This window comes from Pseudomonas sp. 9AZ, from assembly GCF_902506525.1.
GTDB classification, from domain to species: domain Bacteria; phylum Pseudomonadota; class Gammaproteobacteria; order Pseudomonadales; family Pseudomonadaceae; genus Aquipseudomonas; species Aquipseudomonas peli.
The window spans coordinates 4,253,249-4,267,989 of record NZ_LR733840.1 but is presented as its reverse complement, the minus strand read 5'-3'; the positions used below and the strand labels follow the sequence as shown (position 1 = coordinate 4,267,989).

General features: G+C 58.4%; 15 protein-coding genes. 2 read left to right on the top strand and 13 right to left on the bottom strand.

Annotated features, from left to right (window positions below; genetic code table 11):
* Nucleotides 1-21: 21 nt before the first annotated feature.
* The 12 genes from betI to choX all read right to left on the bottom strand — a co-directional run bounded on the left by betI (nucleotide 22) and on the right by choX (nucleotide 10,162).
* On the bottom strand, nucleotides 22-612 hold the full coding sequence (gene betI / locus ALTER154_RS19805; RefSeq protein ID WP_160089646.1) for a transcriptional regulator BetI: 591 nt from the start codon (nucleotides 610-612) through the stop codon (nucleotides 22-24).
* A 69-nt stretch (nucleotides 613-681) separates the two neighbouring features.
* On the bottom strand, nucleotides 682-1,431 hold the full coding sequence (locus ALTER154_RS19800; RefSeq protein WP_160089644.1) for an L-2-amino-thiazoline-4-carboxylic acid hydrolase: 750 nt from the start codon (nucleotides 1,429-1,431) through the stop codon (nucleotides 682-684).
* 34 nt (nucleotides 1,432-1,465) lie between these two features.
* Complete coding sequence (locus tag ALTER154_RS19795; RefSeq protein ID WP_160089642.1) at nucleotides 1,466-2,008, bottom strand: DinB family protein; 543 nt, start codon at nucleotides 2,006-2,008, stop codon at nucleotides 1,466-1,468.
* A 27-nt stretch (nucleotides 2,009-2,035) separates the two neighbouring features.
* Nucleotides 2,036-2,344 carry an NIPSNAP family protein gene (locus tag ALTER154_RS19790; RefSeq protein WP_090254938.1) on the bottom strand — a complete coding sequence of 103 codons (309 nt, stop codon included), beginning with the start codon at nucleotides 2,342-2,344 and terminating at the stop codon, nucleotides 2,036-2,038.
* Nucleotides 2,345-2,388: 44 nt separating this feature from the next.
* On the bottom strand, nucleotides 2,389-2,550 hold the full coding sequence (locus ALTER154_RS19785) for a DUF2986 domain-containing protein (protein ID WP_160089640.1): 162 nt from the start codon (nucleotides 2,548-2,550) through the stop codon (nucleotides 2,389-2,391).
* A gap of 122 nt (nucleotides 2,551-2,672) precedes the next feature.
* Entirely contained in the window at nucleotides 2,673-3,482 is an 810-nt protein-coding gene (locus ALTER154_RS19780) for a hypothetical protein (RefSeq protein ID WP_160089638.1), read from the bottom strand.
* 95 nt (nucleotides 3,483-3,577) lie between these two features.
* Nucleotides 3,578-4,183 (bottom strand): hypothetical protein, encoded by a 606-nt coding sequence (locus tag ALTER154_RS19775; RefSeq protein WP_160089636.1) that lies wholly within the window; start codon nucleotides 4,181-4,183, stop codon nucleotides 3,578-3,580.
* Between the two features lie 256 nt (nucleotides 4,184-4,439).
* The gene (locus ALTER154_RS19770; RefSeq protein ID WP_160089634.1) at nucleotides 4,440-5,300 is read right to left on the bottom strand and encodes a glycine betaine ABC transporter substrate-binding protein; all 861 of its coding nucleotides are present in this window, start codon (nucleotides 5,298-5,300) and stop codon (nucleotides 4,440-4,442) included.
* 206 nt (nucleotides 5,301-5,506) lie between these two features.
* The gene (locus tag ALTER154_RS19765) at nucleotides 5,507-6,451 is read right to left on the bottom strand and encodes a choline ABC transporter substrate-binding protein (protein ID WP_160089632.1); all 945 of its coding nucleotides are present in this window, start codon (nucleotides 6,449-6,451) and stop codon (nucleotides 5,507-5,509) included.
* A 30-nt stretch (nucleotides 6,452-6,481) separates the two neighbouring features.
* Nucleotides 6,482-7,363: a proline/glycine betaine ABC transporter permease gene (locus ALTER154_RS19760; protein WP_090254950.1), complete on the bottom strand. Its 882-nt coding sequence runs from the start codon at nucleotides 7,361-7,363 to the stop codon at nucleotides 6,482-6,484.
* Nucleotides 7,356-8,561 (bottom strand): glycine betaine/L-proline ABC transporter ATP-binding protein, encoded by a 1,206-nt coding sequence (locus ALTER154_RS19755; RefSeq protein ID WP_090254952.1) that lies wholly within the window; start codon nucleotides 8,559-8,561, stop codon nucleotides 7,356-7,358. The genes ALTER154_RS19760 and ALTER154_RS19755 overlap by 8 nt, the downstream gene beginning before the upstream one ends.
* Nucleotides 8,562-9,220: 659 nt before the next feature.
* Nucleotides 9,221-10,162 carry a choline ABC transporter substrate-binding protein gene (gene choX / locus ALTER154_RS19750; RefSeq protein ID WP_160089630.1) on the bottom strand — a complete coding sequence of 314 codons (942 nt, stop codon included), beginning with the start codon at nucleotides 10,160-10,162 and terminating at the stop codon, nucleotides 9,221-9,223.
* Between the two features lie 318 nt (nucleotides 10,163-10,480).
* Between choX and ALTER154_RS19745 the strand changes: the two genes are divergently transcribed.
* Together ALTER154_RS19745 and ALTER154_RS19740 are read left to right on the top strand one after the other, a co-directional pair.
* Entirely contained in the window at nucleotides 10,481-11,860 is a 1,380-nt protein-coding gene (locus tag ALTER154_RS19745; RefSeq protein ID WP_160089628.1) for an L-serine ammonia-lyase, read from the top strand.
* A 414-nt stretch (nucleotides 11,861-12,274) separates the two neighbouring features.
* Nucleotides 12,275-13,378, top strand: a complete 1,104-nt coding sequence (locus tag ALTER154_RS19740; RefSeq protein ID WP_090254958.1) for a GlxA family transcriptional regulator — start codon at nucleotides 12,275-12,277, stop codon at nucleotides 13,376-13,378.
* 225 nt (nucleotides 13,379-13,603) lie between these two features.
* Here the strand turns inward: ALTER154_RS19740 and gbcB are convergent, their stop codons facing one another.
* The gene (gene gbcB / locus ALTER154_RS19735; protein ID WP_160089626.1) at nucleotides 13,604-14,707 is read right to left on the bottom strand and encodes a glycine-betaine demethylase subunit GbcB; all 1,104 of its coding nucleotides are present in this window, start codon (nucleotides 14,705-14,707) and stop codon (nucleotides 13,604-13,606) included.
* Between the last annotated feature and the right edge of the window lie 34 nt (nucleotides 14,708-14,741).

The following is a 14,741-nucleotide window of genomic DNA, read 5'->3' as shown; positions in this document are numbered from 1 at the left end:
TCGGCGGAAGGTGTGCGAGGTTTACTGCGCCTTGGCCAATTGCAGGTCGAGGTATTCGTAGGCGATTGCAATCGCCTGGCGGGTGTCGAAGCCTTCGCCGGACAGCGCCCCGCGCAGCCACAAACCATCGATCAAGGCCGCCAGGCCACGGGCAGCGCTGCGTGCCTGCTCCTGCGGCAACACCCGGCGGAATTGCCCGCACAGGTTGGAATACAGACGGTGATCGTTGACCCGCTGCAAACGCCGCAGCGCTGGTTGGTGCATGCTGGTGGCCCAGAACGCCAGCCAGGTTTTCATCGCCGGGCCGTTGACCTGGCTGTCGTCGAAGTTGCCTTCAATCATCGCCCGCAGGTGTTCGCGCGGCTGGTCTGGCGGCAGGCTGGCGCGGCGTGCGCGCACGGCATCGCTGAGCGCCTGCATCAAGTGGCGCATGGTGGCGTCGAGCAGGCCGTTCTTGTCGCGGAAATAGTGGCTGATGATGCCGTTGGAGACCCCGGCGATCCGCGCAATATAGGCGATGCTGGCATCGCTCATGCCGACCTGATCAACCGCTTCGAGGGTGGCCGCAATCAATTGCGAGCGGCGGATCGGTTGCATTCCGACCTTGGGCATCTGCTTCTCCGTCGATGGGGGCGTCCCCGGAATGCGCGCAGTCTAGGCCGGTTATTGTTGAGCGATCAATCAAACATGACGTTCCAGGGATGACCTGTCGGTCAGGGATATGCCCCGGCGCAAAGCCGTTCGCGACTCGTCAGGCGCGCTATCGGCAGCGCTGTTGCTCGCGCCTTCACGGGCAATCAGCTCGGTGGGCGGTACGCTAAAGCGAAAATCACAATACGCCGCGCCGCCGGCGAGGGTTTGCCTGCGTTGCAGCGTCACGCCCCAGTCGCTGGCCATGCGGTAATCCAGGCTGCATGCGGCAAAGTGGGTCAGCTCCGGCGCACCCTGCTTGCGCAGGTAACTGGCCAGCGGGCATACCTGCACATCAAAGGCCACTCCAGCGACCTCGGGTAGATTGCTGCGTTGGAAAGGGCGGGTAAACACCAGGTTGAACAGCGCATCGAGCAGCCACTGAATGCGCGCCTGCAAGCGGCTGCTGCGCAGGCGCGACAGCTTGAAGGCCAGGGCGCTGGCCGGGGCGAAGATCTGCCAGTTGATCTGCTCGATCCACTCGCCGGCCTGCTGCTGGCCAATGCCGTGCTCCTGCAAGGCGCGGTACAGCGCGTAATCCCACTGCATATAACGCAGCAGCAGATTCACCCCAGGCGAATGGCGCACCCGCGTGCGTTGCAATTCACGTTGTACTTCCAGGGTTCTGGCCCATACCGCTGCCGCCGTGGCCGCAGGCAAACAAGCACCCAGCTGCGCCTGCGCTGCCCGGCGAAAGGCGGTGCGCGGGAGATAAACCAGCAGCAGGGCGAGTGGCTTCATCGGTTGTCTTGGTTCTGGCGGATTGCGGAGCACATTAGCGCGGCTCAATGTCGGCAATCAGCGCCAGTAAATCGGTCACGCCGATATTCTGACCGGCCTGGTGCAGCAGGGTACTGGCCTGGCCGCGATGGTGGGTTTGATGATTGAAGAAATGCAGCATCAGGCTGGCATAGGGTCTCTGCGCCGGCACGCCCTTCATATTGCCGTAGGCCAGCACATGCTCCAGGTCCGCCTCGGTCAGCGCTGCCACCCAGTCGCTGATATGCCCATCCAGCCGGCTACGCAAGGCATGCAACGGCGCGAAGGTGTCGAATAGCAGCTGATCCAGCGCCACTGGCCGCTGCAGATCGCTGATCACTTCACGCAGCTCAGCGCACGCCGGGTGCACTGCAAAGCGCTTGAGCCAGATGATATCGGCCACCGCAATATGGTTGAGCGTGGCGAGGATGGACGGGAAAACCGCCCCGCGATCCTCGCTCAGCGCCTGCGGCGACAGCTGGCCGGCAGCCGCGTAGAGCTTGTCATTCATCCACGCGTTATAGCGGGCCATCAACTTGAAGTGGGCGAGCTGGGACATACGCTTAACTCGGCAATTAAGGTTCAGTCAGGCATCGAATACCGGGCGGAAGAAGGTGCGCTCGTAGCTGATGATGCACTGAGTCTCTTCCGCATAGTTAAAGGCTGCCAGGCACTCGGCGTCGGCAAAGGATTTCAGCCGATACTGTTCGTACTCCGCCAGGCTGGGGAAGCTGAACATTGCCAGGCCGATATTGTTGGCACCTTCCGAGGGCAGAAAGTAACCGTGATGCGTACCGCCAAACTTTGCCACCAGGGCAATCCACAGCTTGCCGTAATGCTCGAATTCCTTGAGTTTGCGCGGGTCGAGCACATAGCGGATATGGCAGGTGATCATGGTGGTCCCTCACATGGAGTAGCGGCTGGGGTATGAAAGCGCACTCAGCTCTCAGGGGTAATTGTGGCTTCCGGGTTGACTTCGGCAGCCAGCTTTAAGCGGTCGGCTTTGCTGATATAGGTGGATTTCTTCTTGGGTGCCAATTTAGCGTTGGCCTTCTTGGCGTGTGCTTCGAGTAGCTGTTTGATTTTCTTGCGGCGGTTCATGGGTTTAGGCCAGGTTGGTTAATTGACGTATACAAAGAAAGTGGTTTGGACGAGAAATCTAGAGGTGTGATGGTTTTGAGTTGATCAAAAATAAATCACTCCGACCCATTTAGCCTTACGTTTTAGTCTTGAGCGCTTGCTTGAAATTCTGCAATATCATTAGAAACCTTCTCGATTTCCTGATTAATTTTTGCGGCTCGTATGGTGTTTTCCTTATCGTCTTCATGGCCGTCTTGTATGTTTTTTAGCTCGGCAAGCAAAAGTTTTTCAATTTCATCTAATAAATGGTGGTGCCCCGAAATTCCATGCGCATCGATATAATCAGACCATGAAGGAAGTACTGCTTTTAGTAAGCTGCTAGAATTTTCAAGTTTCAAAAACTTCTCTGGGTTTTTTATGCCAATTTTTAAAATATTTGTGATTACGGAGGCTTGCGTGATTACGGTAGAGTAAGCGGAGTAATAAGCCCATGCTAATGGAGTAAGAAATGGTCGGGCGAGTTTTGAGCCTGATACATCTAAGTCGATAAGGTTAAAGTTGCCAGAAATTTTATTTATAAAATCTGTAAAGCTTGGATCTCTGCCTGATTGCTTAATGCACTCTTCAATATTTAGAGTGCCAAGTGTTATGGAAATATACTTTCCCTTTTCTAGCTCTTTTACAGAGCTCCAGATCTGATCTATTGCTTGTATCTTTCTTTGATAAAGAGCCCCTTGCCTTGTGATCAGGCCCGACATCGCTCCTGTGCGAAGTGACTCAATTTGAGCTTCTTTAAACTTTAACTCTGATCTAATAAATTCCAGCTTGCCGTCAAACTCATGTTTTACGCTATTTTTAAGGCGGGTAATGATGAGTGACCTTCCGAGCCATAGTAGTCCACCCAATAAGGATGTGGTTGATATTGCAGGTATCCAAAGACCTAATTCTTCCATTTAATTTCCCTGATCTAGTGACTGCGCTTAACATTTGGTTAAGTGGTGGGCTTTAGGCCCTCCCAGTGAGCGCAGCGAACGATTTGAACCACTTGTTAGCCGAGCACCTTAATTTTAAAACGTAGTAACTTTAAGAAAATAATTATGAGCCTGGGTTTAATAGCCCCGTATCCGCCGTAGAATTTCTCGCCGTACAGAGATTTATATTTTATTGCCAAACACGTTTCTTGGTGGATATCAAACTCTCTGTCTTGGGGTTTTTCGTGAGTGGCGCTGAGTAAGTTTATTTCCTCTCCGGGAGATATGAATCTTGACTTTGCCAGTTGCGTTGATTCAAGTTTTACATTCTTTAAGTTGCACAGCTTTGCAAGAAGGTGTCCCCAGGCATCTGGTGTCATTTGGCCTGAAATAATTTCGCCGTTATATTTTCCAAATGCATAGTCTAAGATTTCAGCTGGACCTAACCCTGAGTTCCTAATTGTTACGGTTATGCGCCTTTTTTCTTTGTCAATTTTCTCTGTGTTTGTTGTAAGTATGATCGATGGGCGCACGCTCAATATGTTGTGCTTGCGAGATAGCCAGCCTTGCCAAATTGTTAGTATCAGTGCCAGTAAAGCAATGCTTTCTGTCGGGTTGTTTGTGAATGTGTGCGTAAGGAATTCAAATATTATTTTGATTTGATAAGTTTTTTCGTCGATCAAATTATATTCTCGTGTTGGCTAACTATCGATTGTGCGACACACCAATGTTTCTTTCTCTGCTGCGGCCTGTTTATATCCTGCACCGTATCTTGCATGTCAGCAGTCTTTGGCGAGGTTAGGCGACAGCTGTGCAGCCACAATTCCCCAACCCTATCCACCCCCATCTCCCCCTGTCTAGAACATTCTCCCGCCACCATTTCGCGCCCACAAAAAAGCGGGCCGTAGCCCGCTTTATATATAGAGGTGCAGCCTGGGCTTATTTAAGCCACTCGGCGACGCGCTCTGGGTTTTTGCTGATCCAGTCTTTGGCGGCGTCTTCCGGTTTGGCGCCGTCGCGGATGGCGAGCATAACGGCGCCGACTTCTTCACCGCTCCAGGAGAATTTCTTCAGGAAGGCAGCGGCTTCTGGGGCTTTGCTGTTGATGCTGGGGTTGGCGACGGTGTCGACGTGTTCGTCATCGCCGAAGACTTTTTTCGGGTCTTCGAGGAAGCGCAGGTTCCATTTGGCGAACATCCAGTGTGGGATCCAGCCGGTGACGACAATGGCTTTCTTGTCCTTCTCGGCGCGGGTCAGGGCGGTGGCCATGCCTGGGCCTGAGCTAGGCATCAGTTTGATGTCGGTGAGGGCGTATTCCTTGATCGCGTCTTCGGCGCGGCGCATGACGCCGGCGCCGGCGTCGATGCCGGTGATTTTGCCGTCGAAGTCTTTTGCGTAGGTTTGCAGGTCGGCGATGGTTTTGGCTTGTACATAGTCAGGCACGATCAGGCCGATTTTTGCGCCGGCGTAGTTGGTGCCGAGCACTTCGACCTTGTCTTTGAGTTTTGCAAAGTATTCGCCGTGGGTGGCGGGCAGCCAGGCGGAGAGGGTGGCGTCGAGGTCGCCACGGGCTACGCCTTGCCACATGATGGCGGGTTCTACAGGCTTCAGCTCGACGGTGTAACCGAGTTTGCTCTGGAGGATTTCACCCGCTACATGGGTGGCGGCGACGCTGTCGTCCCAACCGTTTACGTAGCCGATTTTCAGGGTGGCTTTGTCCGCCGCCATGGCGCTGCTCATGCCGATGGCCAGGGCGGCGACGCCGAGGCTTTGCAGGCAGAGGTTCTTCAGGTTTCGCATAGGGTTTGCTCCGTCAGTGAGAGTGGCAGTTCAGTGAGTTACTGGCGCGTTCTTCTTGCGGGCCTAGCTGGGTCGTACGGTATTGCGTGTTAAATCCGGGGTGCAGCAAACCCGGCGATGGCCGTGTGGCCTCGCGGGTGTGGTGCTGATTCAGGTGCTTGAACTAACCGCGCCGCCCGCAGGTATAGGAGGCGGCGCGTTGTGGCTTACAGGCCGAGGTGTTTCTTCACCGCTGCAAGGCCGTCCTGGCCGTCGTAGGTGGTGACGCCGGCCAGCCACTGGTCGAGGATCGCCGGGTTGGCTTTGATCCACTCTTTGGCGACTTCGGTCGGGTTCTGTTTATCCAGGACCTTTTCCATCAGCTGGCTTTCGATTTCCACGGTGAACTGCAGGTTGTTCAGCAGTTTGCCGACGTTGGCGCAGCGTGCTTCGTAATCTGGCGGCACGACGGTGTAGACCTTGGCGGCGCCGAAGTCGGGGCCGAATACGTCATCGCCACCTTCCAGGTAGGTGATGTCGAACTGGGTGTTCATCGGGTGCGGTGCCCAGCCGAGGAACACGGCGGGTTCATTCTTTTTCACTGCGCGTTGCAGCTGAACCAGCATGCCGGCTTCGCTGGACTCGACCATCTTGAATTCGCCGAGGCCGAACTGGTTGCTCTTGATCATGCCGTCAATCAGCAGGTTGCCGTCATTGCCGGGCTCGATGCCGAAGATCTTGCCGCCCAGCTGGTCCTTGAACTTGGCGATGTCGGCAAAGCTTTTCAGCCCGGCTTCAGCGGCGTAGGTCGGGACGGCGAGGGTGTACTTGGCACCTTCAAGGTTGGCTTTGGGCAGTACTTTGACGCCGCCATCCTTGGTGAAGGGTTCGATCACGGCGTCCATCGAGGGCGCCCAGTAACCAAGGAATACGTCGATCTGGCCTTTCTGCACGCCGGTAAAGGCGATGGGTACGGAGGCCATGATTTTGCGCGTCTGGTAGCCCAGGCCTTCGCTGAGGGTCATGGCCACGCCAGTGGTGGCGGCGATGTCGGCCCAGCCGATTTCGGCGAAGCGCACCATTTTGCAACTCTCCGGCTCTTGCGCCCAGGCACTTTGCAGCATGGCCACGGAGAGCAGGCCGACACCTGCGAGCTGTTTAATCGTCTTCATCTGCGATTCCCTGTGATGGTTAAATTTAGATTACTGGCGTTGAAGCTTGCCGCTGAACCAACTGAACAGACTGCTGCGCTTGGCGGTTTGTGGGGTGCCGAAGCTTTCGGTGATGCGGTCGAGAATGATCGCCAGCAACACCACGGCCATGCCGCTTTCGAAACCAAGGCCGATGTCCAGGCGCTGAATACTCGCCAGTACGTCGTTACCCAGGCCGCCGGCGCCGACCATCGAGGCAATGATCACCATCGACAGGGCCATCATGATGGTCTGGTTGACCCCGGCCATGATCGACGGCATGGCGTTCGGCAGCTGGACCTTGAACAGTAGCTGACGCGGCGTGCAGCCGAAGGATTGGCCGGCTTCGATGATCTCTTTATTCACCTGGCGGATGCCGAGGTTGGTCAGGCGTACCGCCGGGGGCATGGCGAAGATCACCGTGGCGATGATCCCCGGCACACGACCGAGGCCGAATAGCATGGCGGCGGGAATCAGGTAAACGAACGCCGGCATGGTCTGCATAAAGTCGAGAATCGGCCGGATGATGGTCGCCACCCGCTCGCTGCGCGCGGCCCAGATGCCGAGGGGAATGCCGAGTAGCAGGCTGATCAGCGTGGCGGAGAAGGTCAGGCCGAGGGTCACCACGGTCTGTTCCCAGAAGCCGGTAAGCACGATCAGCACGAAGGAGATGGCGGTGAAGATGGCGAACTTGTAGCCGATGCGCCACAGGCCGAGGCCGATAAAGATGGCGATCAGCAGCCAGGCCGGTGGCAGCATCAGCAGCCATTCGATGCCTTCGGAGAAGCCATTGACCACGGCGCCGATGCTGTCGAAGCCATCGCTGTAGTTGTCCAGCAGGTGCTGCACCACGTCGTTGACCCAGCTGCCCAGGTCGAGCTGTTTCTCACTCATGGGACTCTCCCTGCAGGCGGGTCAACAGGCGACCTTTACTGATGGCGCCGCTGTAGTGGCCGTGCGCATCAATCACCGGGATAGGCCCTTCGTTGTCCACCAGGCGTTCAATCACCTGATCCAGCGGGGTGCCTTCGGAAACGGGGTTGATATGCTTGAGCACGTTCGCGTCAAGGCTGCAGGTCGCGCCGCCTTCGACGAGTAGGGCGATTTTTTCCAGGCTGATAGAACCCTGGAAGTTGTTCTGCTCGTCGACGACAAAGGCGTAGTGCTTGTCCAGCGCCTGCAGCTCCTGGCAGACCTTCTGCGCATCCGGCGCTTTGCCGTTGTGCACGTAGATCGGCACGCTGTTGGCCATCAGCTGGCCGGCGGTGAGGTAGCGGTTGGTGTCGACAGTGTTGAAGAAGTTACGCACGTAATCGTTGGCCGGGTTGTCGATCAGCTCCTGCGGGGTGCCGACCTGAACCAGTTTGCCGCCTTCCATGATGCCGATGCGGGTGCCGATGCGCATGGCTTCTTCGATGTCGTGGGACACGAAGATGATGGTGCGGCGGTCGGTCTTTTGCAGCTCCAGCAGCACGTCTTGCATCTCACGGCGCTTGAGCGGGTCGAGGGCGGAAAACGCCTCGTCCATGATGATCATTGACGGGTCAACCGCCAGGGCGCGGGCCAGGCCGACGCGCTGTTGCATGCCGCCGGACAGCTCATGCGGCATCTTGTGCGCAAAGGTATCCAGGCCAACCTGCTTGAGTACTTGCATGGCGCGCTCTTCGCGCACCTTCTTGCTCTTGCCGGCCACTTCCAGGCCGAAGGCGGCGTTGTCCAGCACGCTGCGCGAGGGCATCAGGGCGAAGGACTGGAAGACCATGCTCATGTCGCGGCGGCGCAGATCGATCAGCTCCGCCTTGGGCATCTTGGCGACGTTCTGACCGTCGATGTAGACGTTGCCGCCGCTGGGTTCAACCAGGCGGTTGATCAGGCGGATCAGGGTGGATTTGCCGGAGCCGGAGAGGCCCATCAGCACGAAAATTTCACCTTCCTCGACGCTGAAGGACACGTCGCTGACGCCGATTACCGCGCCTTTCTCCGCAAGAATTCGTTCCTTGCTCCAGCCCTGTTTGAGCAGGTCAATGGCTTCTTGTGGCTCTGCGCCGAACACCTTGTAGAGGTTTTCGACGACGATTTTTCCAGACTGCATGGGATGATTCCCCTTCAGTAGACATCCAGATCAGTGCTGCGGAACCGCGCCTACGCCAGCTGGCGTACGTACGGTGATGCCGACTGTTCTTGCCTGTGTGGGTTTACTGGGTTCCGGGGTCGGGGCCGTGCCTTGCCGCGCAACACATTCAGGGTGCTCAGGCACAACCGCTGCAACGCTCCGGTTGCCTTGTGGGCAATGGACGCTATGGGGGCGTACTGTTGAGTCAACCTTGCTGTGCCGTGCTGCAAACCGCGTTCCAAACCCTCTGGCAGTGTTACGAAGTCCCATCCTTGGGTTTTACACACCTCGACCCGAGGCGCGCGTACATCCGAAATTTCTTGTTGGGCTGGCACCCATCACGTGGTGAGCCAGCACTTATATATTCTTCGGTCCGGGGCTGTGGGCGCCCGGTCTGTCGACCCTGCTAAGGCGACAGCGACGAAATCGGCTGACTCAACGATATAGTCTTCGGCCTGTCGCAATTGTCGGTTTGCGACTCTGACGTGTTGCGCGGCGACAGACGCTTTAAAAACCATAACAGACTTTTTTGTTCCGTTGCCAAGGCTGCAAGCCACAGCGGCCGTGGTTTGCAGCGTTTCAAATGGCCACAGGCACTATGCGCTGGGGGCTGCGCGCTGTTCGGAAAAAATGACAAATTAATTTCCACTGGCGAGGTTTTCGGCGGTTTTTATTGATTGACCGTTCAATCGTGTGACGCCTTCCAGCCAGCTCGCCCGCGTCTGCGGATTAGCCTTCAACCAGGCTTTGGCCTCGCGTCGCGGGTTGGTGTTTTTGTTGAGGATGGCGCCCATCAGGTAGCTTTCCATCTCCAGGCTAAAGCGCAGATTTTTCAGCAGTTGGGTGACATTCGGGCACTGTTCGGCCAGACCGGCGCGCACGTTGGTGTACACCGTGGCGCCGCCGTAGTTGGGGCCGAAGAACTCATCACCGCCGTCCAGGTAATGCATCTGCAGCTGGTTGTTCATCGGGTGCGGCGCCCAGCCGAGAAATACCACCCACTGTTTGAGGTGCTCGGCGCGTTTGACCTGGGCCAGCATGCCGTTCTCGCTGGACTCCACCAGGCTGAAACCGGCCAGGCCGAAGGCGTTCTTGTCGATCATTGACTGGATCAGCTTGTTGCCGTCGTTGCCCGGTTCGATTCCGTAGAGTTTGCCGCCCAGTTCTTTACTGAAGCGCGCGAGATCGGCGAAGTTTTTCACGCCGCCGTCATACGCCGCCTGGTTCACCGCCAGGGTGTATTTGGCACCGATGAGGTTGGCGCCGAGGGTCTTTACCGAGCCGTTAGCGGCGTAGGGTTTGATGTCGTTTTCCATGCTCGGCATCCAGTTGCCGAGGAACACGTCGATCTTGCCGTCCTGCATGGCTTTGTAGGTGTCGGGCACGGACAGGCGTTTGACCTGGGTGCGGTAGCCCAGCTCGCTGAATACCTGCCGCGTGACGGCGGTGGTCACGGTGATGTCAGTCCAACCGACATCGGCAAAGCGAATCAGCCCGCATTGCGCCGGCTCTGCGGCCTGGGCCAACAGCGGGGTGGTGCATAAGGTGGCGGCCAGCAGCCAGCGTGTATTGCGTGTCATCAAGCCTCTCCCGGTTGCAGTGACAGGGTGCGCGTGCAAGCGCGCAGTCGGGCCACGGGTGGCAGGCGACTGCAGCTGGCCGGTCCATGGGCGCGGCGATCATGCCGACAGATTTCCTTCGCTGCCTATGCGTGAAGTCGCAAGTAGAACGCTGCTGTCGTGAATTGCTGCAGCGGCGCTTGAAACTGCGCGCTGTCGCACATGTCGCGTTCGTTTGCGGCGCTGACGGATTTAGATATGGGCGGGTCGGTGTGGAGCGGCGGTAGCGTGGGGAAATCCTGATCATGCCTGCATGTAGCAATCGTGCAGGAGAGTGGTGTGGCTATCAGCGTGTTTGACCTGTTCAAGATCGGCATTGGGCCGTCCAGTTCGCATACCGTCGGACCGATGCGTGCGGCGGCGCTGTTCAGCGGCGCATTGGCCGAGCGGCGTTTGCTTGAACGTACAGCTCGGCTGCAGGTGCGTCTGTACGGTTCGTTATCGGCCACCGGTGTTGGTCACGGCAGCGACCGTGCGGTGATCATGGGGCTGATGGGCGAATGGCCGGATCAGGTTGACCCGAGCAGCATCGAACCGCGTATCGCGCAGCTGCTGGCCAGCGGGCAGTTGCCGCTCGGTGGGCGGGTCAGCATCGGCTTCGACTGGTCGCGCGACATGCTGCTGCTGGAAGAAAACCTGCCGTATCACCCCAACGCCATGACCCTCAGTGCGTTTGCCGCTGATGGCAACTTGCTGCACGAAAACACCTATTACTCGGTGGGCGGCGGTTTTGTGGTGGATGCCGAGCAGGCCGCCAGCGGTCAGCTGGATCAGGATCACACGCAGCTGCCGTATGACTTCAATAGCGCGGAGGAGCTGCTGCGCCTGTGCAAGGCCCATGGCCTGCGGGTTTCCGAGCTGATGATGGCCAACGAGAAAGCCTGGCGCAGTGAGGCTGAAATCCGCAGCGGCCTGATGCGCCTGTGGCAGGCCATGCGCGATTGTGTTGAGCAAGGCTTGCAGCACGAGGGCACCTTACCTGGCGGACTGAATGTGAAGCGCCGCGCCGCCAAGCTGCACCGCAGCCTGCAGGAAATGAGCAAGCCCAACGTGATCGGCTCGACCCTCAGTGGCATGGAGTGGGTCAACCTGTTCGCCCTGGCGGTGAATGAGGAAAACGCCGCCGGCGGGCGCATGGTCACCGCGCCGACCAATGGTGCGGCGGGGATCATCCCGGCCGTGCTGCATTACTACGTGCGCTTCAGTCCGTCGGTGACCGAGGCCAATGTAGTGGATTACCTGCTGGCTGCTGCCGCCATCGGCATCCTGTGCAAGAAGAACGCGTCGATCTCCGGCGCCGAGGTCGGTTGTCAGGGCGAGGTCGGTTCGGCCTGTGCCATGGCCGCGGCAGGCCTGGCAGAGATCCTAGGGGCTACCCCTGGGCAGGTGGAAAACGCCGCCGAAATCGGCCTGGAACACAACCTCGGCCTGACCTGTGACCCGGTCGGTGGCCTGGTGCAGGTGCCGTGCATCGAGCGCAACGCGATTGCGGCGGTGAAGGCGATCAACGCGGCGCAGATGGCCCTGCGTGGCGACGGCGAGCACTTTATCTCACTGGACCGGGTGATCCGCACCATGCGCGACACCGGCGCCGATATGCATGACAAGTACAAGGAAACCTCGCGCGGCGGGTTGGCCGTTAGCGCTGTTGAATGCTGAGGCGCACGTTTAGGTCGCTGCGCACATTTGTGGTGCGTGGCTGTTTGGTGCAGCGGAAAAGGGCAGCGCAACGCTGCTGAATACAGCCTGACCGTTGGTCCGTTACCGCGCCGTTTTTACCCTGCGTAGCGGGGTGACAAAGCACCTGCCTGGCAGTGCTACCGAAATGCTCAAGCGCCCGCCGAACGGGCGTTTGCGGTCGTAATCAGAATGCTTCTGTCGCTCCTGCCAACGCCTAGTGTCACTAGCGTTGGGCCGATCCCTCTGTTTTTAATTGAACGCCCAATCAATTTAGGCACGGCCTTTGCGTTGTGCTGGTGGTCGATCTGGCGTTGTGCAGTCCCAGAACCATAAAAAGAGCCACCGCATAGAGGGGCTCACTACCGTGCTTTGCTTCGCGTGAGGGTTTACCTGATGTCACAGTTCACTCAAGGGGCACAACCCCAGAGCCGTGCTCCGCAGTCCATCGGCTTTCTCCTGCTCGACAACTTCACCTTGATTTCCCTGGCGTCTGCCGTCGAGCCGCTGCGGATGGCCAACCAGCTGTCCGGTAAGGAGTTGTACCGCTGGCACACCCTCAGCCAAAGCGGCCTGCCGGTCTGCGCCAGTGATGGCCTGCAGATCACCCCGGATGCCAGCTTGGCTACGGCGCCGCGTTTGGATGCGGTGATCGTTTGCGGCGGTGTGGACATTCAGCACAGCGTCACCCGTGAGCACGTGCAGTGGCTGCAAAGCCAGGCCCGCCACGGCGCGCAACTGGGCGCGGTATGTACTGGCAGCTGGGCGCTGGCCAAGGCCGGGCTGCTCGATGGTTTCGATTGCAGCGTGCACTGGGAGTGCTTGGCCTCGATGCAGGAAGCCTTCCCTCGCGCAGCAGTCAGCACTCGCCTGTTCTCGATAGATCGCAATCGCCACACCAGCTCCGGCGGCACCGCGCCGATGGACATGATGCTGCATGTGATCGGCCGCGAGCATGGCCGCGAACTGGCAGCGGCAATTTCTGAAATGTTTATCTACGAGCGCATCCGTAACGAGCAGGATCACCAGCGCGTGCCGCTCAAGCACATGCTTGGCACCAACCAGCCGAAGCTGCAGGAAATCGTCGCGCTGATGGAAGCCAACTTGGAAGAGCCAATCGACCTCGATCAGCTGGCGCTGTATGTCGATGTCTCGCGCCGCCAGCTGGAGCGCCTGTTCCAGAAGTACCTGCACTGCTCGCCGTCGCGCTACTACCTCAAGCTGCGCCTGATTCGTGCGCGCCAACTGCTCAAGCAGACCAGCATGTCGATTATCGAAGTGGCTTCGGTATGCGGTTTTGTCTCCACGCCGCACTTCTCCAAGTGCTACCGCGAATACTTTGGCATCCCGCCGCGCGACGAACGCGCGGGCCAACAGGGCGGCAATGTGGTGGCGCTGCTGCCAATGCCGGAAGACCTGATGCGCCCATCGCCATCCTCGGCTATGGCCGCGCTGACGCGGGCGCAGGGGGAGTCGACCTTCGCCAGTGTCAGGCTCTAAGCCTCGCTGAATAACCTGTAGGAGCCAGCTTGCTTGCGATGCTTTTGCTTGGCAGGGATCTGGCTCCTACACGCTTTGTGGGAGGCGCTTTAGCGGCGAGCTGTTAATCGCTTGTCGCGGCTGAAGCGGCGTGCCGCCCAGCCCTCCTACAAAACCAAAACGCCGCACTGGCCTTGAAGGCGAGTGCGGCGTTTTGCTGTGTGCGCGACGGTCGATACGCAGTGCTTAGTACTCGATTGCCACATCACCCTGCGGCACGCTGCAGCAGGACAGAATATAGCCCTCGGCCACGTCTTCGTCGGTGATGCCGCCGTTGTGTTCCATGGCCACTTCACCCGAAGTTTTCATGACCTTGCAGGTGCCGCAAATGCCCATGCCACAGGCTTTGGGGATATGCAGACCAAGCTTGGCTGCGGCAGCGTGTACGGTTTCGCCTGGGTCGACGCGGATGCTCTTGCCGGTGCTGGTGAATGCCACCTGATTCTGTTCGGCAGCCGGCACGGCGGGGGCTTCGGCGGCTTCGGCGGCGAGCTCCTTGGCTTCTTCACGGACATCCGCCGGTGTCGCGCCAAAGGACTCCTCGTGGTAGTGCTGCATGTCGAAGCCATTGCTTTCCAGCAGGCGTTTGACCGCATTCATGTACGGCGTCGGGCCGCAGCAGAAGATTTCCCGATCCAGATAATCCGGGGCAATCAGCTCCAGCATCTTCTGGTTGAGGTAGCCGCGATAACCGGCCCAAGCCTCACCCAGCCCATGCTTCTCGCAAATCACATGCAGGCTGAAGTTGTTGATCCGCGCGGCCATGTGCTCCAGCTCGCGGTGGTAGATGATGTCCTTCGGTGAGCGCGCGCTGTGCACAAACACCATGTCGACATTGGCGTTGGTGTCGTAAAACCAGCGCGCCATCGACATCACCGGCGTAATGCCGACCCCGCCACTGAGGTAGAGCACCTTGTCGGCGGGAAAGTCGATGGCATTGAACAGCCCGACCGGGCCGTGAACCGGCAGCTCCTGGCCTTCCTGCAGGTTGTCATGCAACCAGTTGGAGACCTTGCCGCCAGGCACCCGCTTGATGGTGATGGAAAAGCTATAGGGCACGGAAGGCGAGCTGGAGATGGTGTAGGAGCGCATCACCGGCTGGCCGTCGATTTCCAGTTCCAGGGTGACGAATTGTCCTGGTTTGAAGAAGTACAGTACCGGCTGATCGGCCATAAAGCAGAACGTGCGCACGTCCCAGGTTTCCTGGATGACTTTGACGCAGCGCACCAGGTGGCGGCCGTTGCTCCAGGTCTGGGTGGTAATGGGGTTGAGGAAGTCGTTCGTCGTCATGGACGTCTCTCCGCGCGGCCGGGCATCGGCCTTG